General features: G+C 40.9%; 18 protein-coding genes. All 18 read left to right on the top strand.

Annotated features, from left to right (window positions below):
* The first annotated feature begins 74 nt into the window (after positions 1-74).
* The 18 genes from AC1DDK_RS00140 to AC1DDK_RS00055 all read left to right on the top strand — a co-directional run bounded on the left by AC1DDK_RS00140 (position 75) and on the right by AC1DDK_RS00055 (position 22,128).
* Complete coding sequence (locus AC1DDK_RS00140; protein WP_477633732.1) at positions 75-2,390, top strand: hypothetical protein; 2,316 nt, start codon at positions 75-77, stop codon at positions 2,388-2,390.
* Between the two features lie 10 nt (positions 2,391-2,400).
* Positions 2,401-2,691, top strand: coding sequence for a DUF1360 domain-containing protein (locus AC1DDK_RS00135; RefSeq protein WP_477633731.1), 291 nt, complete (start codon positions 2,401-2,403; stop codon positions 2,689-2,691).
* Positions 2,692-2,702: 11 nt separating this feature from the next.
* Positions 2,703-2,972 (top strand): hypothetical protein, encoded by a 270-nt coding sequence (locus tag AC1DDK_RS00130; RefSeq protein ID WP_288880319.1) that lies wholly within the window; start codon positions 2,703-2,705, stop codon positions 2,970-2,972.
* A gap of 170 nt (positions 2,973-3,142) precedes the next feature.
* Positions 3,143-4,090, top strand: coding sequence for an SPFH domain-containing protein (locus AC1DDK_RS00125; protein WP_288880316.1), 948 nt, complete (start codon positions 3,143-3,145; stop codon positions 4,088-4,090).
* Between the two features lie 2 nt (positions 4,091-4,092).
* Positions 4,093-4,341, top strand: coding sequence for a hypothetical protein (locus AC1DDK_RS00120; RefSeq protein WP_172663659.1), 249 nt, complete (start codon positions 4,093-4,095; stop codon positions 4,339-4,341).
* Positions 4,341-5,087, top strand: coding sequence for a hypothetical protein (locus AC1DDK_RS00115; protein WP_477633730.1), 747 nt, complete (start codon positions 4,341-4,343; stop codon positions 5,085-5,087). Before AC1DDK_RS00120 ends, AC1DDK_RS00115 begins: the two co-directional genes overlap by 1 nt.
* 8 nt (positions 5,088-5,095) lie before the next feature.
* Entirely contained in the window at positions 5,096-5,662 is a 567-nt protein-coding gene (locus AC1DDK_RS00110) for a DUF6620 family protein (protein ID WP_288880314.1), read from the top strand.
* 146 nt (positions 5,663-5,808) lie between these two features.
* A complete protein-coding gene (locus AC1DDK_RS00105; RefSeq protein WP_337715034.1) occupies positions 5,809-6,414 on the top strand; it encodes a hypothetical protein in 606 nt (201 codons plus the stop codon).
* 16 nt (positions 6,415-6,430) lie between these two features.
* A complete protein-coding gene (locus AC1DDK_RS00100; protein WP_477633729.1) occupies positions 6,431-7,192 on the top strand; it encodes a leucine-rich repeat domain-containing protein in 762 nt (253 codons plus the stop codon).
* 233 nt (positions 7,193-7,425) lie between these two features.
* On the top strand, positions 7,426-8,427 hold the full coding sequence (locus AC1DDK_RS00095) for a LacI family DNA-binding transcriptional regulator (protein WP_172663654.1): 1,002 nt from the start codon (positions 7,426-7,428) through the stop codon (positions 8,425-8,427).
* Between the two features lie 112 nt (positions 8,428-8,539).
* A complete protein-coding gene (locus AC1DDK_RS00090; protein WP_477633728.1) occupies positions 8,540-11,725 on the top strand; it encodes a SusC/RagA family TonB-linked outer membrane protein in 3,186 nt (1,061 codons plus the stop codon).
* Positions 11,726-11,751: 26 nt separating this feature from the next.
* Positions 11,752-13,596, top strand: a complete 1,845-nt coding sequence (locus AC1DDK_RS00085) for a RagB/SusD family nutrient uptake outer membrane protein (RefSeq protein ID WP_477633727.1) — start codon at positions 11,752-11,754, stop codon at positions 13,594-13,596.
* A gap of 29 nt (positions 13,597-13,625) precedes the next feature.
* A complete protein-coding gene (locus AC1DDK_RS00080; protein ID WP_288880300.1) occupies positions 13,626-14,843 on the top strand; it encodes a glycoside hydrolase family 172 protein in 1,218 nt (405 codons plus the stop codon).
* A gap of 1 nt (position 14,844) precedes the next feature.
* Positions 14,845-16,677 carry a sodium:solute symporter family transporter gene (locus tag AC1DDK_RS00075; RefSeq protein ID WP_477633726.1) on the top strand — a complete coding sequence of 611 codons (1,833 nt, stop codon included), beginning with the start codon at positions 14,845-14,847 and terminating at the stop codon, positions 16,675-16,677.
* 13 nt (positions 16,678-16,690) lie between these two features.
* Positions 16,691-17,503: a glutamine amidotransferase gene (locus AC1DDK_RS00070; protein WP_288880295.1), complete on the top strand. Its 813-nt coding sequence runs from the start codon at positions 16,691-16,693 to the stop codon at positions 17,501-17,503.
* Complete coding sequence (locus AC1DDK_RS00065; protein WP_288880292.1) at positions 17,443-18,720, top strand: hypothetical protein; 1,278 nt, start codon at positions 17,443-17,445, stop codon at positions 18,718-18,720. The genes AC1DDK_RS00070 and AC1DDK_RS00065 overlap by 61 nt, the downstream gene beginning before the upstream one ends.
* Before the next feature lie 41 nt (positions 18,721-18,761).
* A complete protein-coding gene (locus AC1DDK_RS00060; protein ID WP_477633725.1) occupies positions 18,762-20,930 on the top strand; it encodes a hypothetical protein in 2,169 nt (722 codons plus the stop codon).
* A 19-nt stretch (positions 20,931-20,949) separates the two neighbouring features.
* Positions 20,950-22,128, top strand: coding sequence for a glycoside hydrolase family 172 protein (locus AC1DDK_RS00055; protein WP_288880289.1), 1,179 nt, complete (start codon positions 20,950-20,952; stop codon positions 22,126-22,128).
* The last annotated feature ends 3 nt before the right edge of the window (positions 22,129-22,131 follow it).

Genomic DNA, 22,131 nt, shown 5'->3' with positions numbered 1-22,131 from the left:
GGTGTATCTATAATCAAATAGCGGAGTAAGCCGAAAATCCGATAAAAGAGTAGGCTATTAAAATAATCAAAACTATGTATATTTCCATGCAAGGCAATTGGACCGTACGTGTTACGGCCAAAAATGCAACCTTTAAACAGCAGTTTGTAGTACAAGGTGCTACAAGTGGAAACGGCACTTATCAGGGTACAGTCGGCGCAGCCGATGTAGTAGTAACCGGTGCCATGTGGACGCTTAACATCCAACATAATCCGGGTACTGGTTTTCAGAATTCTGATGCCCGAATTAAATTTCCAACCAAAGTGGGCGGGAATTACCAGTTTCAAATTCAGTCTAATGACGGCGGAGGTGATCAGGATTTTGATGATCTGGTGCTTACCTGTTTTACCCCAGCCGGTTATCAGGATTATTTAGCCTATGGCCATGTGAGTACCTACAGCGGCCTTTGTCTTTATAATCCATGTTATCGCAGTCACTTTGTTATCGATAATATTTTTGCTTTCGAAAAAGCGTTAAAAAATCCTGGAATACGCGAAGTGTTAGAGAAATATTATCCTGAACGTATTCCATCGGTTATTGTAAATCCAAATCCACCAGATCCGGGTCCGTTTAAACCCCTTATGATTAATTTAACGGACGACAGACAAACCCCGAGTCGTGTAGCTGATTTATTTAGCATCGAAAACCAGGAAAGGGCGATTGATACAAGGGCCGCCAGTTTAAAAGGCACTGAAAATATTTCATTAGAAAGCACCCTGAAATATACCAAGACMATACAATTAGATACCAATGTAAGTAATACGCTAAGTTCGGCCCGACGTGACATTGTTGGTGTTTTTGATAATGCCCGTTTTGGATGTAGCGTTGTTGATGGTAAAAATATCAGCTTAAATTTTGAAGAATACGACCGTACCGCTRCCGAAAAAGCAGGAAACCCCTACACTGGTAGCGGAGAGCGTAGAAATTTAGGCTTTGCCATTACCGATATGAATGGTAACTACATTTTTCATTATAAACATACGCTTACAGATATATTTGACGAACTGTTTGATTATGCCAGTGGCGAAGATCTTGCAGCGCAAGTGATGCCAGATCTGATTGTAAGTATCCCCGGATCTACTGTTGGAGCACCTGTTTTGTACGAAAGTGCCTGCTACTTTAATGTAAGCCGAATTAAGCGTATTGATATTTGTATCCCTGCATCGGTTATACCTAAACCTTTTAATTGTTTTAACGGCAATATGATTGGTTCACTAGGCAATGTAATTATAGGTGGCAACCAAAATAGTACTGCCAGTTTTGCCTTTGCTGCTATGGATAGAAATTCTGCGGCCTTAGATAACCACTTACATGCCGATGGCCGCATTAGCAGCCACAATGTTTTGGCAGGTTTGAACATAGATTGTGCAGCCTGGGCGGGTACAGTAGATGTAAAAGGTTGTTTGTATAATACACAAAGGAAAGCTAATGATCCGATAATTGCCTTTTATACCATTAGATATAGCAAAAACATGTCGGAACCTTTCAGTTCCTGGAATTACGTAACGGAAGGTTATATGGGCTATTTATTTCAGGGCTTTGGGTTAGATTTATTGCCAAAATTAATAGGTTCATACGATACTATACCGCTAAAAGTTGATGGCGGACCGGCAATTAAAGTACCTTATTACTTAAACGTAGAAGCTCAAATTGAAGCAGGTATACCCTGGATACCATATGATAAAAACCGTTTAATCCAATTAAACACGGCAATTTATCAGAGTACTGCACCCGGAACGGTTTATTTCCGTATGGACGGTTATGATGCTGCAGGAAACCATATATCAGGCGCTACAGATATGATTGCCATGTATATTGATAATAATTCTCTTGGCTTTAGCCTGGACAATGTTTGGTTTGATGCCGATGGTGTAAACATTGTAAAAGCAGAATGTAATTTGTATCGCATTAAAGAGGCCTACTTAAACACTCCGCTAAACGTTACATTTAAAGCTTGTGAAACCCATCCCAATTCTGTATTTCAGGATCATTATGATCTATCTATCGGAAAATGCGGAACCTCTGCGGGTTTTGAAGTAAAACGATTAGGAAGTTCATTGCCCGAACCAAGTATTTTACATGGTGATAACCCTACTAACAACGAGGCTCATAATTGTCCGGGCTATCGCGGTACGGCAGATGCAAGCAAGTTTGGAGACTCAAATTCGCACCAAATTACTTTTGTTCCCTTACCTGTTCCAACAGGAAAATGGCTTGAACCTACTGAAAGTTATGCAACCGTTTCTATTGGTTTAACGGCGTCAAAAAGAACAACCAATGGTTATGGGGCAGGTGCAAATGCCGGCAACTACATTGTAAGTGCTGGGGTAGCCATAGAACGTTTACCATAAACACAAAGCAATGACAGCTTATTTGTTTCTAATTTCTGTCCTTTCCGTTTGGCGTGTTACCCATTTAATACAAGCCGAAGATGGCCCTTTTGATGTAATTTATAAACTAAGAAAACTTGCAGGTAAAAGCTTTTTTGGTTCATTAATGGACTGTTTCTTCTGTTTGTCTATTTGGGTAGCACTACCAATAGKAATTTATTTCGGTAACAATTGGATCGAGAGCATATTGTTGGTCCTGTCGTTTTCGGCAGCGGCAATATTTTTAGAACAAATAATTATGAAAAAATCTAATTACCCTTAAAAACTAAAACTATGAACTGCTGCGGACAAAAAAGACAAGGTCTACAATTTAATTCTGCTATTGATGCTTCTGCTTATAAAGCAGAAACAGAAAATAACCTCACTACAACAGATCAAAAACCCACTTATTTTCGATATAACGGCAATAGCGAATTGCAAGTGAGAGGGATTTTTCACATAACATATACATTTTCTGCTCAAAGACGTCAATTTCTGGTACACTCAGAAGATGTTTCTATAATGAGGGGTTATGCAGATTTAACAGAGGTAAGGGAACCCTAACCTTCGCTTTTATGTATTACAGATTTCTATGGGGTGTAGACGGTATGTAGATGCTTTTAGTGTTTTGTGTAGCTGTTTTGTAGACAGCTAAACCTTGGAAATCAATTCCAATGTTCAGAATTTTGTACTTATCAAATTCTATTCATTCTTCATTATTAGCTAATCCGAGTATGCAATTACCGTTTATTGAGATCATAGAATCTGTAACCCCCGATCCGAACATGTTGATGTGGAAGTTTGCAGATGGGGACAAAGAAATAAAGAATGGTGCAATATTAACCGTTCGGGAAAGCCAGTCTGCATTATTTCTGAATGAAGGCCAGCTGGCAGATGTATTTTCCGCTGGAAAATATAAACTGGAAACAGAAAACATTCCGGTGCTGACACGTTTGAAAGGTTGGAAATACGGTTTCCAAAGTCCTTTCAAGGCTGATGTTTATTTTTTTAATACGCACCAGTTCATCAACCTTAAATGGGGAACACCAGTGCCAGTGCTAATGAGAGATAAGCAATTTGGACAAGTGCGTGTCCGTGCTTTCGGCTCGTTCAATCTCCGTATAAAAGAAGTAGGAAAATTCTTTAAAGAATACGCAGGTACCTATCCTCGGCTAACCATTGCCGAACTGGAATGGGGAATTCGGGACTTCATTGCAGCAAAATTTGCGGAAGTGCTGGCACAGGCAGGTATTGCAGTGATAGATGTGGCGGGAAATCTCTCTGTTTTGAACGAAAAGGTGCAGCCGCTTATTCAGCCTTATTTTAGCCAACTCGGACTGGAGGTAACCAACTTTCTGATCGCCAGTGCTACGCTGCCAGAAGAGGTGCTAAAACATTATGATACTGTTACCGGAATGAATATGGTAGATGATATGAACAAATTCTCTCAATTCAACACGGCTAATGCTATCGGAAAAGACCATACTGCTTTGAACGACGCAGCTAAACAGGCAGCTGCACTTTCAATGATTTTGAATCACCAGCAGCAGCCTGCTAGCCAGCCCCAGCCTACGGATGATATCACTACCCGCTTGAAGAAGCTGAAGCTGCTTTTTGATGAAAAACTGATTGATGAAGCAGAATATGCTACTAAGAAAGAAGAGCTGCTAAAACTCCTGTAGATATGGCAGAGGAAGAAAAGAAAAAGACGCTGACCTACGTGGAAAAGCTGAAGCAACAAGCCCTTTCCCAAACGAATTATGGAGGAGAGATACCGGACAAAGCAGCGCGGATGGAAATACGTGATTGCCCTAATTGCAGTGCCGGCAGGGCCTACCGCGATGGTTTGACGAATTGTGCATATTGTGGGTTCCGCTTCATGGATAGTAAATTGACAGACGGTATTCATATAAAGAAAGACAATAATTCATAATGGAAGAACTGTTAAGGCAAACACAAGAACGATGGTTTGTTTTTCTGGAAAAGCTGGAAGTAAGGATGGGAGAGATGTGTAACGCTGCCATTCCGGAGCTGAAAGCGATTTTCAAAGAGGATCAGGACCCGTATAAAAGAGCACACGGCCGCATGCTGGCAGKGTTGCTGGGCCAGTTACGCCGGATGCAGGACCAAGCAAATGAAGTAAAAGAGGATAAGATTCTTGGTCTGATATATTCATCAGGGGTGTTTACATCGAACGATTTCAGAGAGGCCTGTTTCAACCGCCATTATGCTTTTGAAAAGCGATGTCACGATTATACTTCATTGTTACGCGAAGCTGCCGGTCAACAGGATCTGGAGGCATTTTACCAGGAGCAACTAGCTTCATTTGCGTTAATAAAAGACCAGTTCACCTGTAAGCAATGCGGAGGAAAAATAGCGATCTCCAAAATGTTCTTCATCGCAACGTATGTGACTTGCTTGTATTGCCAGACACAGAATACCTTTATGCCGTCCAGCGGTGCACAGATGGTTTTGCATAATGCACGCAGCCTTGCCGAACAGCGTACTGCACATTTGTTAAAAATCTATGAGGAACGGCAGCCTAAAGATCCTGCATTATACCAGCAATATCTTCGTGCAATGTTTGACCAATGGAACCAAATTACCCCAGATATGGAAGAAGAAAATGAAAAGTTCTATCTCCGCCTGCTAAAAGATAATAGCATTAATCATTTATAAATATTATTATGTCGAACAATCCATTATTAGAACCCATTCATGGGATTAGCCTCGAAGATTACAGTGCCGCATGCGCCAAACTGGGAAGCGGTTTGAGCGAAGAAGCAATCGCAAAAGCGCTCGGGATAGAATTACCGGTATGGCAGGAAGCCAACCTGCTCTGGCCAGAAAGAATGAAGCAGGATCAGACTTATGAGATCATGACGCTGTTTGGCCAGTATTTTGCTCAAGCAGGGCAACATCCGAAGTTTAGCAACGCAGTAAACAGCGGTGCTGAAGATGCAGGATATACAGCACAAATAAAAGCAGATAAAGATTTCTACCAGGAACTGGAAGTAGCCCGAAATGTGGCATATGAGTATGGACTGGACGGTGCCCAGTGGATTGCTGATAAATACGGTATTACTCTTGGAGATTTCCAGATAGCTGCTTCCAAATGGAACACGCAGATCCATGCTGACATCCAGGCAGATTTTCAGGAATATACCCAGAAACAGGATGCTTATAATGCAAAGTACAGACAAATGTTTGCATCAGCCCAGGGTGGAAATGTAGCGGATGACATAACATTCTAAAGTAATGTTCTCGTAGTAGAATTCTTATCTTGCAACTAGCTGAAAACAGCTAGTTGCAAATGACTTTTTACAGCTATTGCAGTAAACATTTTCTGACCGTAATTTCGACTGCCTGGATACATTCGATGGTTTTCAAGAACCAAGTTATGAATAAAAGAATACTAAAAGTACTATCGGTAAAATTACTGCTCTTGTTGTTCAGCCATATGGCTTACGCACAGAAGGCGCCGGAATGGGTTCTTCCTACTACTCCTTTTAATGAAGCTGAAACTGCAAGGTTGATGGAAAAGGGAACAGCTACCATACAGGGAACTGCTACATTGAAAAAAAAAGGCAAGGATAATTTTGGTGTTAAAGGAAGCCAGATCCTGTTGTTTCCGGTAACGCCATATTTTATGGAGTTTCTGGAGCTGAAGAAAAAATTTAATAGCCGCAAAAAGCAGGCTACCATGAGTAGTGTTGCATTTACTTACCGGGTGGAGGGTAGGTTTGTCGATGACAAGGGGACCTTTCGGTTTACTGACCTGAAACCGGGAAAATATTACATTATCAGCTGGATTGCCTTTGCGAGACAAAAAACAGTTGCTGTTCAAACCGGTACCAGTACCTCATATAATGTTTATGGATATGTTTTAGGCTCATCACCAATTTATGAGGACTACCAGTATGATGTCTTTATTGAAAACGAAATCAGTGGGTTTGTGGACGTAAAGGATGCAGGTGCAGTAATGAATGTGGTTGTTCATAATTAAATCAGGAGGAAAACCGATGAAAAAAGAACATTTATTTTTATGCATAATGCTTTTGTGGGGCGTGGTATCATTCAGTGCTATTGCTCAAACTATAAAAATACCCGATCCGAATTTTAAAAAGCAACTTGTTATTCTTGGGGTAGATCTTAATGGAGATGGAGAAATTCAGCTGTCTGAAGCACAAAAAGTAACAAAGCTAAATGTAGATCAGGCTGGTATAAGTTCATTGATAGGTATTAAAAGTTTCGCAAATTTAAAAGAGCTTAGCTTTTGGAATAATCAGGTAAAAGTGTTGKATCTTGAAGGTATGAAAAATCTGGAAGAGATCTTTGGTTATAACAATCAGATCCAGAACATGAACCTGAGAGGATTAACCAACCTAAGGACTTTATATGTTCATCAGAACAAAATCAGTACACTAGACTTAACCGGACTGCTGAAGCTTGAAGAGATAAAAATGCACGACAATGCACTGTATAAAGTCGATATTCCTAACCTTCCAAAGCTGGTGCACATCGATTTTCAGAAAAATACATTAAATGAGTTTAAAGTGTCTGGATGTGCTGCTGTGAAATTAATCAGACTGAGCGAGAATCAGTTATCGAAACTAGACTTTAGTCAGTTTAAAGAACTTGAGGAGTTGTCTTTGAGAGATAATCCCTTAGTTTCTCTTTATGTGTCCGGCCTGAGAAAGCTTAAGTTGTTAGACTGTTCTTACACTTATTTAACAAATGTTAATATGAGTGGAACAGTAAGTTTAAGCAAAATCGACTGGTAACAATCGGTTGAGCATTTTAACAGTAATGCTAATTAATTTCTTTCTGAAATTGTAACCTGACAGCAGTACGCTTTTTTCATTATTAATTTGAGAGACACTGTTACAGATAGTTACGGTAAAAACCGGGTGTTAAATTTTATGCTATTTTATTTGCATTTTAAGAATATCTAATTATATTTGATATTATATGAATACGTATTCATAAATTTATACATTTACATAGACAGATTGAATTGAGTAAAAAGCATAGTACATCACAAGACGTAGCCGAATTGGCGGGAGTTTCACAAGCGACAGTATCAAGGGTTTTTGCGGGCGGAGCAATTGTTTCGGAGAAAAAGAAAAAGAAGATACTGGAAGCTGCTGAAGCGCTGGGCTATCAACCTAATGCCCATGCGAGAAGTCTGATTACCAAAAGGACCCGCATGATAGGGGTGGTGATGCGTAATATCCGAAATCCTTTTTATTCCGCAGTGCTTGAAATATTTCATAACCGCTTGTCGGCCTTAGGATATCATCTCATATTTATCAATTCAACAAATGAAGAGATCCAGGAAAAAGAGATCAGCCAACTGCTTGAATATAATGTTGAAGGTGTAATTATAACAGATGCGTTGCTGTCATCATCGGCTGCCTTAAAATTTAAGCGAAGTGAAATAGCTGTTGTTTTGTTTAACCGTTATACGGAGCAAGCTGGAAGTAGTTCTGTATTTTGCGACAATTACTTGGCTACTAAGCAGATAGCTGCCTATTTGGTAGAATTGGGACATAAGTCTTTTGCTTTTATATCTGGTCCTTCTGATACCTCTACGACTTTAGATAGGCTTAAAGGTTTTGAGGAAGTATTGAAGGAAAGAAACATTGATGAGTTTATGATTGAGTCTGGTAATTACACCTATGAGAGTGGCTTCAAATCTGCACAGGAACTAATGACAAAGAATAAACACATCGATTGTGTCTTTTGTGGCAATGATATTATTGCCCTGGGGGCAATGGATGCCATTAGGGTAATAGGGTTGAGGATACCGGAAGATGTTTCGGTATTTGGATTTGATAACATCAGGATGGGCGCCTGGCCTTCATATTCGTTGACGACCTGGGAGCAGCCTGTAGAAGAGATGATAGACGGCACAATAGAGATTTTGTTAAACGAGATAAAAGACAATACCGCTAAACCTAAAACATTGATGTTTAAAGGACATATGGTGGTTAGAAATTCAGTTAAAAAGAAATAGCCTGGCTATTTTTTTGACATATTATGAATACGTATTCAAAAAATAAATACACAAATAGACCGATGAAAAAAACCTAAATAAATGTCAACTTTTCAACCAAACCCACTAAACCATGCAACTTTTTACCAAACCAAAATTACCGCCATGCAGCGCTTGCTGTGTGCTTGTAAAATCAACAGATGACCTTGTTGTTTTGCGACAGGGATTCACATTGTTGTTGTTTCTATTTATTATTTCATTTTCACTGATCGCTAAAGCCAGTGGCCCCAGATTGCCATTACCTGAAGACTCTTTTGTGCTTAAAGGGATAGTTGTTGATGAAAATGAAGAGACTTTGCCCGGAGCCACAGTTCGTGTTAAAGGGACGGCCAGCGGTGTAGTCACAGATATAAATGGAAAATTCCTGCTCGAGATAGGGAGTGAACAAGACTCTATAATTGTGAGCTTTGTTGGATACAAGAGCAAGACCCTGCGGGTGGGCAGTAACAGAACGATTACTGTCAAATTGGAACCGGATGAGAGCCGACAAAAATTGGATGAGGTGCAAGTTGTGGGGTATGGATCCCAAAAGAAAGTCAATCTGGTTGGTTCCATATCTACCGTTTCAGTTAAGGATATCCAGAAGTTTGCCACTCCATCTTTAACCAATGCAATTGGTGGCAAGTTGGCCGGAGTGATGACCCGTCAGTCGTCTGGACAGCCCGGATATGATGCCGCCAGTATATTTATTCGCGGTCAGATCTCGCAGAGTGGATCGAACAAACCGCTTGTGGTTATAGATGGTATAGAGCGGGATCTGCAGGATTACTGGACCACATTGAACGTTCAGGAGATAGAGAGTTTTTCAGTTTTAAAAGATGCGTCTGCCACTGCTGTTTATGGTAGCAGGGGAGCAAACGGTGTCATTCTGATCAATACTAAAAAGGGAACTGTAAGTAAACCAAGAGTGAACTTTAGATCAGAATCCGCAATTGTAACTCCTTTGCGGGTGGAGGACAATATAAATAGTTTTGACTACGCCACATTAATAAATGAAAATAGGATACGAACAGGGCAGGCACTTGCTTATTCTGATGTGCAGCTGCAAAAATTTAAGGACGGCTCTGATCCTTACCTTTACCCTAATGTAGACTGGTATGATATAATATTTAGAAAGCACACCAGCCAAACCATTAATAATTTGGGTGTTTCCGGTGGAAGTGAAGCAGTTAAATACTATGTTAATTTAGGATATACCTCTCAGCAGGGAAGTTATAATGAAGAGGCAGGAAATGTTTATAAAACAAATGCGGCACTGAACAGATATAGCTTCAGATCCAATGTTGATATTAAAGTTGCAAAGAATATTGATATGAGTTTGGGTCTGTCGGCAATTATTTCAGGTACAAATTATCCTGCATATGACGCCGACGGCGTCCTGTTTTATCTGAAGCTCACCAATCCAATGATCATGCCTTTTAAAAATCCTGACGGCTCTAATTCCGGGGCAACGGGTGATTTGATCATCAATCCATGGACAAGGATTACCAAATCAGGATACACCCGGCAGAGTTACAACACAACAATTAGCAATCTTGGACTTAAGTGGGACTTATCATCAATAACTCCCGGTCTCTCTGTAAGGGGATTGGCTTCATTCGATGTAGTTGATATTACGCAGAATGTGCGGACCCAAAGCCCTGATGCATTTCGCTACGAGATTATAAATGGTCTTGAAAAATATACCCGTACCAGTACCGAAAGTGCTTTGGCACTTAGTAACCGATACGAAACCTATAGGACAATGTATGGGGAAGTTTCTTTAAACTATGACCGCACGTTTGGAAAACACAGCATCTCCGGATTGCTGTTAGGAAATAAGAAGGATGCACAAAACGTCGCTACTTCAAATTCCATCGACAATTTACCTGAACGACGGTTAGGGCTTATCAGTCGGGTAACTTATAATTATGATACCCGCTATTTAATTGAACTCAATGCCGGCTATACCGGTTCGGAAAACTTTAAGAAAGGAAAGCAATTTGGCTTGTTCCCGTCTGTAGGAGCAGGATGGATTGTCTCTAACGAGAAGTTCTGGAATAAAGATGTAATCAACAGTCTTAAAATAAGGGGTAGTTATGGAAAGGTCGGAAATGATCGGATTGGAAACCCGCTGCAGCGCTTTATTTTTCTATCTACATTTAACAAAGGGGCAACAGGATACGAATTTGGTAATGGGCAGACTTACAACCCTGGTGGTCTCAGTGAGCTGCGTATAGGGAATGAGGATGTGACCTGGGAAAATGCTTATAAAACAAATGCAGGATTTGACCTGGAGCTATTTAATGGGAAATTCACCTTAACTGCCGATGTATTTCATGAACGAAGAGAAGATCRGTTATTGTTAAGGGCAACAATACCTACTTACACTGGTTATCCGGGTGGTACGGTTCCTTATGCAAATTTAGGGGTTTCCACAAATAAAGGAGTGGAAGGTAATTTACAGTTAAGAAATACGACTAAGGGAGGGTTCTACTATTCTTTTTTAGCTAATTTCTCTTTTGCGAAAAGTAAGATAATTGAAAATGACCAGCCTCAGCAGTTGTATCCGTGGCAAGAGCTAAGAGGACATTCAATAGGTGCTAATTTGGGTTATGTTGCGCTTGGATTGTTTAAAGACGCGGCAGATGTTGCAAACAGCCCAAGTCAGGCAAATTTGGCCGGAGGTGTTACCAATTATGGACCCGGTGATATTAAATATAAAGATTTAAACAACGACGGAATAATAGATATTGCCGACAGAACTGTTATTGGTGAATTTAGCGGATCGTTTCCTCAGATCATGTACGGTTTTGGCAGCACGCTGGGCTACAAAGGCTTTGATATCAGTATCTTTTTTACCGGAGCCGCCAACAGGGATTTCTTTTACGGTCAGGGATATACTACCTGGGCATTTCAAGGTGCAGAAGGGCTGTATAATGTACAGCAAAATTATTTTGATCAGCGCTGGATTCCGGGAGGTGATAATACAAATGCAAAATATCCCGGTATCAGAGCAAATAGTACAAACAACTATATCGGTTCTACTTTATGGAAAGAGAGTGGTAACTACCTGCGGATCAAAAATGCAGAAATTGGTTATACACTATCAAGCAAGTTTACAAAGAAAATCTCCCTAAGTAACGCTCGAATATTTATAAACGGAACCAATCTGGCTACCTGGGATAACCTGAAAGTTATTGATCCTGAATCTGATTTTGGTTCTGGCAGACATCCCATAAATAAGACCTACAATTTCGGCTTAGAGGTTACTTTTTAATTTTTATTAAACTAAAGTTAGATATCATGAAAGCAACTATAATATTATTTTTTATCACCGTCCTGCTTCTTACAGCTCCTTCATGTAAGAAAGACTTTTTGAATAAGACTCCGGATGGGGACATCAATATTGACCAGGTTTTTTCCAATCCTGTTTTCGCTGAACAATTTTTAACAAATACATATTCCCATTTACCAAGAGAATTTGTATTTCCTGATAATGGAAATGGAGTTTCGATGACCAACACCTTTACCGGTGCTGCCGATGAGATGGAGCAAGGGCACGAGCCTTCTTATTGTAACAGAATGAATGATGGGACATGGAGCATAGACAATGCTACCAATGTTCAGGATGGTTGGTCAAACAGTTATCAAGGCATCAGAAAGGCAAATATCTTTATTGAAAATATCGATAAGCTTCCATTAACAGAACTGGTGACCCAGGATAAAATCAACAAATGGAAAGGGGAGGCTATCTTTTTAAGGGCCTATTATCATTTTCTATTGATCAGGATGTATGGGCCTATACCTATTATTGATAAATCAATTCCTATAAATGGCGACTTTTTAGCGGAAACAAGACAACCTATAGATAAATGTGTTGATTTTATTGTAAACGAGTGTAATAAGGCAGCAGAAATGTTAAATGTTCGTGTCCCAGCAAGTGACGATAGTCAGTTTGGCAGACCCACTAAAATTACTGCATTGGCATTAAAAGCACGTGCTTTACTATTCATGGCTAGTCCATTATGGAATGGAAACGCAGATTATGCTGATTTGAAACAAGATGGTGTCAGATTGTTTCCGGATTTCGCTGCTGAGAGATGGAAAACTGCTGCGACTGCAGCTAAGGCCTGCATAGATCAGGCAGAAGCTGCAGGTCATAAACTGTACAAATCTGCTACAAACGATCCTATTCTTAATTATCAGGAGTTGTTTTATGTCAATTGGAATGACGAGGTCATTTGGGTAAGAACGATGGGGGGATACCTGGATCTGGATGTTTATAGTGAGCCCAGAGGAATGCCGGGAACAGGTTTCACATTGAACGCGCCAACACAAAATATTGTTGACGATTATGAGATGGCCAATGGTGAGCGTCCTATCCTGGGATACAATGCTGATATGACCCCGATAATCAATCCTGCATCAGGTTATGTAGAAACAGGTAATACAGCTACCGATAATCCAAATTATGTTGTAGGTACCCGCAATATGTATGTAAACAGGGAGCCCCGGTTTTACGCCAGCATCATGTTTACCGGCCAAAAATATAAACCGGATCAAAGGAGTCCACTAAACGATCCGTTAAAGTTTTGGAAAGGTGCTCCGGACGGAAGGGCTACTAATAATGCAGGTAATTACAGTKAAACTGGATACCTGATGAAAAAGTTTGGTCATCCGAGCTACAAAAGGAACGGGAATACCGGTCCTAGAAAAACCTGGATATTATTTCGGTTAGGAGAGCAATATTTAAATTATGCCGAAGCACTTAATGAATCTGATGGCCCGATAGCTGATGTATACAAATATGTTAATCTGATTAGAAACCGTTCTGGTCTCCCAAATTTACCATCAGGATTATCAAAGGATGAAATGAGGGAAAAAATATGGCACGAACGGCGTATAGAGCTGGCTTTTGAAACAAATCGATATTTTGATACCCATAGATGGAAGACTGCTGAAGCCATCGATAGCAAAAATGTATATGGCATAGATGTGAATGGATTGGATTATAACATGTCAAGCGATGCATTTTATAAAAGAACTGTTGTCGAAGCCAGGGTGTTTACAGATAGACATTATTTGTGGCCAATACCTCAATACGAAATTCAAAAAAATATAAAACTGACTCAAAATCCGGGTTGGTAAAACCCAGTTAATTTTCTTAAAAATTGTTTATGAACAGATTAATTTTCAAAGGACTTATACTTATCGGATGCTGCTTTGTTTCAGCAGATTTAGGTGCTCAGGAATTGTACGATTTACCTGTGGGTAAAGAAACCCGTTGGGTTAGCCTGGAAAATCCATCTGCCGAAAAGGGTAGAGGCGCTTTGGAAAATAAAGGTGCAAAAGGGCGTGCCAGTGTCTGGGTAGGCCCGGGTGAAAAGATCATGCTAATGGATTATAACGGATGTGGTATCATAAACCGGATCTGGATGACCATTATAGATAGAAATCCGGAAGCCCTCAGGTCGATAAAACTTGAAATGTATTGGGATAATGCCGATAAGCCTGCCGTTTCTGTACCCCTGGGAGACTTCTTTGGTATTGGTTTAGGAAGGATGACTACTTTTCAAAGCGCTTTATTCAGCAGCCCGGAAGGTAGGTCTTTTAACAGTTATGTGCCAATGCCGTTTACCAAACATGCCCGAATCGTACTGGTTAATGAGGGCAGACAAAAGCAACTTTTGTTTTATGATGTGAATTTTACCAAACTTAAAAAGCACGCTAAAAAAATTGCTTATTTCCATGCTTACTGGAGCAACAGCGCTGCGGCAGGATTGGCTGAAGATTTTGAAATATTACCACGTGTCAAAGGTGAGGGACGTTTTTTGGGAACCAATATCAGTGTGATTACCGATAATGTTTATGGAACTACCTGGTTTGGAGAAGGAGAGGTAAAAGCATATCTGGACGGAGACAATCAGCATCCTACTCTTGTTGGTACCGGCACAGAAGATTACATAGGGTCTGCCTGGAACCTTGGTCCTTTTTCACAGCTGTATCAAGGTGCACCAATAGTGGATAAGGAAAAACAACAATATGCATTTTATCGATATCACATTCCTGATCCTGTTTATTTCAATGCTGATTGCAAGGTTACCATTCAGCAAATGGGCGGGGGTGGCCGGGACCTCATCAGGGGTATTGCAAAAGCAGGCGGTAAAGTAAAACCAATATCGGTAATGACCCAGAAAGGAATGGTCAAACTGATGGAAGAAACGGGATTTCCAGATATCAATGATGATAAGTTTCCTGCCGATGAATGGGTTAATTTTTATAGGGTAGATAATTACTCCGCCACTGCGTATTTTTATCTTGATAGCCCTCAGAGCAATTTACCTGCGCTTGCACCCCTTGAACAACGATTGAAAGGAATTAAAAACAATAAATAGTATGAATTGGAACCAACCGGATATCTGGATCGTTATTAGTTACTTAATTTTAATGTTTGCGCTTTCTCTTTGGCACAGACGGTTTTCCTCTGCTAATCTGGAGAATTTTTTCCTTGGCGGTCGCAAAATACCAGGATGGTTAAATGGAATATCTTATACTGCCGCATTAGTCAGCCCTGATGCAGCCACTGGATATGGTGGATTGGCAATTGTAACAGGTTCGTTTATTTCGTGGTGGTATTTGAGCCGTTTTGGTTTAGCCTTGTTCCTTGGGGGGGTGCTTTTTGCCGTATTCTGGAGAAGATTAAACCTCTTTACTTCATTAGAGTTTTATGACCTGCGGTTTCCTGCAAAACCTGCCGCTGCTATGCGTTTGTGGATCGCAATAAGAACCTCGTTAATTGCTATGCCGGCGTGGACCGGCATCACCTTGTTGGCCGCTTATAAGATCATGGGGCCAGCATTCGGTATAACCAAAGAGGAAACCATGTATCTGGTTGTACCGATCTCCTTTCTTTTTGTTTTCTTTTCAGGGTACAAAGGGGTAGTCATGTCCAATCTGATTCAAATGGTGATCTTCTTTGTCGGTACAATTACGCTTGCCTGGCTTACTTTAAACCATTTTGGTGGCCCTCAGGCAATGACGGCTACATTGAACCAGGCTTTTGGTACCACACATCCCGAAATATTACAGATGGTGCCCCCATTAAATCATGATGTGTTTCCAATTGCTGCAGGCATGGCCTGGTTATTTGGTCAGAGCATTGGCTATGGCGGGGATGCTGCACCAATGGGTGGAGCAATGGAAGGACAGCGTATTCTTTCAACGAGAACTCCAGCAGAAGCCCTAACAATGTATGTGGTCACTGCAATTAGCATGTTTGTACTGTTGCTGCTCGTTACCTTACCAAGTATTTCAGCAGCGGTTCTGTATCCTGAGTTAAGAGCATCTGGGGCAGACAGAGAACTTGTGTATGGTCGGTTAATGAAGGATATGTTACCTGTAGGCGCCATGGGTTTGTTGGTTGCAGCTATGATKGCTGCAACAATGTCTACAGTTGGCGATAATTTGAATTTCGGTAGTCAGGTATTAGTGAGTGATATCTATAGACGGTGGTTTGTGCGTTCGGCCAGCGAAAAGCACTACCTGTTAATTGGTAAAATTGGTATGTTGATCATCCTTTCTCTCGCAATGGCAGTTGTATTTAATGTTACCATTATTACCGATGTGGCTATAGTTATGCTGCAGTTGAGTGCCGCTGAACTACCGGCAAACTGGGCGCAATGGTGGTGGTGGCGGTTTAATGGTCCTGCGCGCGTTGCTGCATCTTTTGGCGGAGCAGGTATCTTTTGCATTGTAGTGCTTGGGCCAAAATTATTGTTGTGGTCAGGCTTTTCTTCAGCACAGAAATTGATCCTGCCATGGTACTGGCAAACCATATTGGTGATGGGGCTAACAACCCTATTATGGATCGCCGTTGCACTGTTAACTAAACCTGATCCGGATCAATTACTAAATAATTTTTACCAAAGAGCTAAACCGCTTGGTTTTTGGAAGCCTTTCCGGAAACTGAACAAAAATGTATTATTGAAGAAGCCGGAATTGCAGCCAATATTCAGAGGGATAGGTATCGCTGTTATTGGATTTGCAGCAACCTGCCTGCTGATTTCAGGTCTTACCGAAGCTTGGTTTGGTCGCTATAACTGGGCAATGGCTGAGCTGATCGGCGCTGTTATTCTATTTATTGCCTTCAAAAAAACATCATCGGCTTACCTGGATTTTCTTTCGGCACGTTTGGAAGATGATCCTCAACATATTAATCAAAACACATAAATAAAATAATGCTATGAAAGTAAAGACAGCACTTCCCGCAGACGGGAAACACGTATTATACCTTGGTGACTGGGTTTTTCACGTCGGACCGATGTTTATTGAAACACCTTTTGGTACCGAAACAAAAGATGCCGACCTGCATTTCTATGGTGAACGTATGGTAGAGGCACTTGAACATATAACAGAAGTTACAAGTTTAGCCAATTGGGAATTATATCGTTTAGAACCCGGAAAATTAGAGGAATATTTAAAACACTCTGAATGCCTGGTTATCAGTGATGTGGAAGCCAAATGTTTTCACCTTTATCCGAGCTTCTTTGATCGTTCCCGCCGTGAAAATAAAATTGTAACCTTTCCCGATCGCTTAAACATCATCAAAGAATGGGTGTATAATGGCGGTGGCTTGATGATGCTGGGAGGATGGCTATCCTTTAGCGGTGTACAGGCCAAATCAGGATGGGGAAGGAGCTTACTTAATAGCGTTTTGCCAGTCGACTGTCTGTTGGTTGAAGATCTGGTAGAATCCTCTGCCGGGTTTACTGCTGAAGTTGTTAATCCTGAGCATCCCGCCGTAAAAGGTTTGCCGTGGGATAAATTTCCTCCGATTTTTGGATACAATGAGGTGTCTGCCAAACCAGATGCAGAAATATTGGTAAGGGTTAAGGAAACCGGTCACCCTCTGGTAGTGGCAGGAGAATATGGAAAAGGCCGCCTATTTACTTATATGTCAGATCCAGCTCCTCACTGGGGCATTAATTTCGAATTATGGGAAGGTTACGATGCCTTTTGGCAGCAGGCTTTGAACTGGGTAAAAAAGCAAAAATAAGTATGATGAGTAAAGAGCTGTTATTTGCGGGCGCTACCGTTGCTGATATTACTCCACCACTTGAGGTAGGATTACTTACTTCTTCCGTAAATGGAACTTACGAGCCTTTTGCATCAATAAGAACACCTTTATATGCAAGAGTACTGGTCGTGAAAAATAGCGGAGAAATGATTGCTGTAGTTTGCCTTGATCTTCTTGCGCTAAATGATACTTCCGTTGGCGGATGGGATAATTTTAAAAGTGAAATAGCCAGTGCTATTTCTGCGGACAGGGTGATCCTGACTTGTACCCACACCCACAATGCGCCGGAATCTGTTGCCTTGTCTGATTTGTACCTAACGGATATTTACAAGGATTGGTTAAGGAATGTACAACACAAAATTAAAGGAGCAATAGATAAGGCTATATCATTGCTAAAGCCATGCAGGGTATTTATTGGCTTAGATACCCTGGCTGGATATAGTATGCAGCGACGCATTCCTACCCCGGGTGGCGTTATCATGTCAGATTCTATCCAGCCTATTGCTCCTGAATTATTAGAAAGAGAACCCGTAGACAGAAGAATTCACAGTATCCGTTTCAAAGATGAATTGAACAATGTAATTGCCACACTAGTACATGCGGTTTGTCATCCTGTCCATGAAATGTGTATGCCACATCTATCAGCCGAGTTTCCAGGAGAATTATGCTTTGCCTTGGAAGAATCAGAGGAGAATGGTATTGCGCTATTTTTAAATGGCGCTGCCGGAGATATCAATCCGCCTACAGTTTCCTGTGGTCCGGATTATGCTGTGAAACATGGAAGAGCAATTGCTAAAGTTGTAGAAAATAGTGATTCCGAAATGATAGCTAGCCTGCCTTTCGCTTTTTTTAATCGTGCCAGGAAATTCTCTATTAGACCCGGAAGTAACATGACCAACGGAAATGATGCAATGGCAAGATTAAGCGCTATAAGGCTCGGCTTAGTGGCCATTTTATTCTTGCCAGGAGAGCCTTTTACCCAAATCGCCTACGAAATCGAACAAAATTCACCTTTTAACCAGACTATAATAGTGGCGTACGCAGAAAATAACATAGGCTATATCCCTACTGCGTTGGCCTTACAGCAAGGTGGATATGAAGTTGGGCCAGGTAAATGGTCATTTTTAGAAGCCGGTGCAGAGAATATATTAATAGCAGAAGCGCTGCAGCTGCTAAAAGAACTTTATACTAATTGAGCATGCATTTTCTTTCATCCCAAAAATAAAAAACCACTCAAATGAAACTAAAGAAAATTTTTAAACCCGCCTGTTTATTTCTGACAGTGATGCTGATCATCAATTTCCAAAGTAAAGGCTTAACGAAAAGCAGCAACCTCTTCTTTTACGGGAATATAAAGAACGATCTATATCTGCTGCTGAAAAGAGAGGGGTATATCCTTAAAAGATTTAGTACACCTGGTGCTGCTGTCAAAGCGGCTTCCAGAGGGTCAGGGGTGCTTATTGTCGCAGATAACTACCCGCAGATAGATCCCGCCAACCGCATTACCGCTAAAATTTTAAGTGAAGCAATGCAAAAAGGACTAAAACTCTATGTAGAGTATCCGACCTCTTTCCCCGGTCTAAATATTCCTTCTGAAGCATTGGAAACTAACCTGGAAAGGGGCGTTATTACCAAAGATGTGTTTGCTGCTCCTCTAAAAAATATGAGTTTAGTGGGTATTCATAATTGCCACGTATTACCAGTGCAGGCTAAGGATCCCTTAATTGTATTGGCAAAGGTGGTTGGTTTTGATAAAGCTGAATATGGTCTGGAAAATACAAAAGCATATCCACTGCTTTTTAAACATAATAACAATATCATGATAAGTATGACTGGGCTGAGTAATTTTGAAAGGGGGCGCTATGGTCCCACGGATGCAATACAGAGTGTGTTGAAATTCATTATTTCACATTTAACTTCCCATTCGGACGTCACTATAAAATATTGGCATCAGGATGTTAAACCAATGTTTGAAAGAAGGGAGATTTTATCTGCGGGGGCACGGTTAAACAGCGTTAAAAAAGGTGCAGACTGGTTCTACAAGGGAAGATTTTTTCCGGATAAAAGTTGGTCGTCAGATGTGTCAAAATATGGAAGTGACGGTACAAAGCCTACAGGTCCTCCCATAAGTCAGTCGAGAATTAATGGTGATGGGAAATTGGGTGTTTTGGAGGGACACATCTCGACGATTTCTTATAAGGGGGATCAGGGATATCGTTATTGGATGCGGGCAGATGTACAGGGAGAGGTCGCGATGACTTTAGCTGCTGCAGGGAAGCTTTTCAATAATCAGGATTACAAGGATAAGTCGGCAAATCTGATGGAATATGTTTTTAAAAATTCAAACCTGCGTCAGGGACCAAAAAATGATCCTGCAAGCGCTGCCTATGGATTGATTGGCTGGGCGACTACCAATGCCGGTACTTTTTATGGTGACGACAATTCCCGTGCAATTCTGGGAATGATTGCTGCCTCATCTTACTTAAAAACAGATAAATGGGATAAAGAGTTGACGGAGGCCATTATGGGTAATTTCAGAACTACAGGTATAAAGGGGTTTAGAGTTGATCGCCTTGAGGAAGCTGATATTATCAAAAATGGATGGCCATATTACTGGAATAGGGATGTGGTCAACATATCGCCACATTTTGAATCATGGATGTGGGCCTGTTACTTATGGTTATATAACAAAACTGCTTACGCACCATTACTTGAGCGGACTAAAAAAGCCATCAAAATTACGATGGATGCCTATCCTGAAAAATGGCTTTGGGGGAGTAGTATGCAAACTCAGAGAGCCAGAATGATACTTCCGCTTGCCTGGCTTGTAAGAATAGAAAATACAGAGGAGCACAGGCAATGGCTGGATAAAATGATAAACGAAATTCTGAAATATCAGGATGAAAGCGGAGCGATCAGCGAAGAACTTGGAAAGGGAAAAGGGATGTTTAAGGCCTTAAATAAAAATGAAGATTATGGGACTGATGAAGGCTCACTCATATTCAGGAATGGTGAAAAGGTATCTTGTATGTTGTATACCTGTAATTTTGCGCTTTTTAGCCTTAATGAGGCTGCGGCTGCTACTGGCAATACCAAATATAAGGCTGCTACCGAAAAGCTTTCAGACTTTTTAACCCGTATTMAGGTACAAAGTAAAGTACATCCTGACCTGGATGGTGCTTGGCTAAGAGGTTTTGACTATGGGCGCTGGGATTATTGGGCATCTAATTCGGACGCGGGCTGGGGAGCCTGGTGCACTTTAACCGGCTGGATCCAAAGTTGGATTGTTACCACTCAAGCCCAGATTGAGCAAAAGGAAAGTTTCTGGGAGGTAACTGCAACTTCGAAAATCAATGACGTTGCAAAACCAACCATACAAAAAATGATGAAAGAAGCAGATAAATAATACTTAAAGCTATTCTGAGATGAAATTTAAAATGTATTTCCTGCAAGTACTTCTTCTGTTTTCTGCCAACACCATGGCGCAGACTTTCAATAATGACTTGTCTGCATTATCGCTTATTCAGCAGGGTATAAAAACCAAACGGGTGAGTAGTTATGACTCGAGTGGCGACAATCACGATAATCTGCAAAACATAAAAAGCGGGGAAAAGCGTATTATTTTTGATGTTAAAGGAACTGGAATGATCAACCATATCTGGATCACTATGGGGCCTGAACCGAACGTGTTAAGCCGTAATGATGTGATTATAAAAATGTATTGGGATGGAAATGATCGTCCCTCTGTCGAATCTCCGATAGGCCCTTTTTTCGGGCAGGGATGGAATGAATCTTACCTTTTCACCTCCGCAGTATTGGCAGCAACGCCAACAAATGGGAATGGTTTGGTTAGTTATTTTGCCATGCCTTTTTCAAAAGGTGCAAGAATTGAGATCGAGAATCAGTCGGGGAAAGACATCAGATCGCTGTACTTCTATGTAGACTATGTGGAAATGAAAAGCCTTCCCTCTAATGCCGGAAGATTTCATGCCTGCTACAATACAGAACTCACTGGTCCTGCCGATAGCGTAGAAAATGAACACTGGATGTTCGGGCCGGGAATTCCAAATAAAACCGGTAAGGATAATTACGTTATTGCCGATATAAAAGGTAAAGGGCATTTTGTGGGTGTGAACTACTATGTTCACTCACCTACGCCATATTGGTACGGAGAGGGTGATGATATGATATTTATTGATGGCGATGAACATCCTTCTTTAATTGGCACCGGTACGGAAGATTACTTCAATACTTCCTGGGGTGCTCCAAAGGTACCTTATTCAACTCCTTATTTTGGTTATCCAAAGGTTAATGATGATATCGGTTTTCTTGGAAAAACTCATATATACCGATTTAACATTGTTGATCCGATCTACTTTGATAAATCAATGAAGTTCACCATAGAACACGGTAGCATGAATGTGCTTACCCTTGATCTTGCTAGTGTGGCTTATTGGTACCAGGATAAGGCAGTTGCAGTTCCAGAAATACCTGATGCAGCGGCCAGAAAACCTATGCCAATGATAGGACCGGCAGAAATTCACAAGTGGCGCAACGAATGGCGTAAAAACAAGGGAAACGACCCCAAGCTTTGGGGAAATTAGAAA

The organism is Pedobacter sp. 05T44 (genome assembly GCF_056395985.1).
Note: the sequence above shows the minus strand (reverse complement) of the source record. Positions and strands in the feature narration are given on the sequence as shown.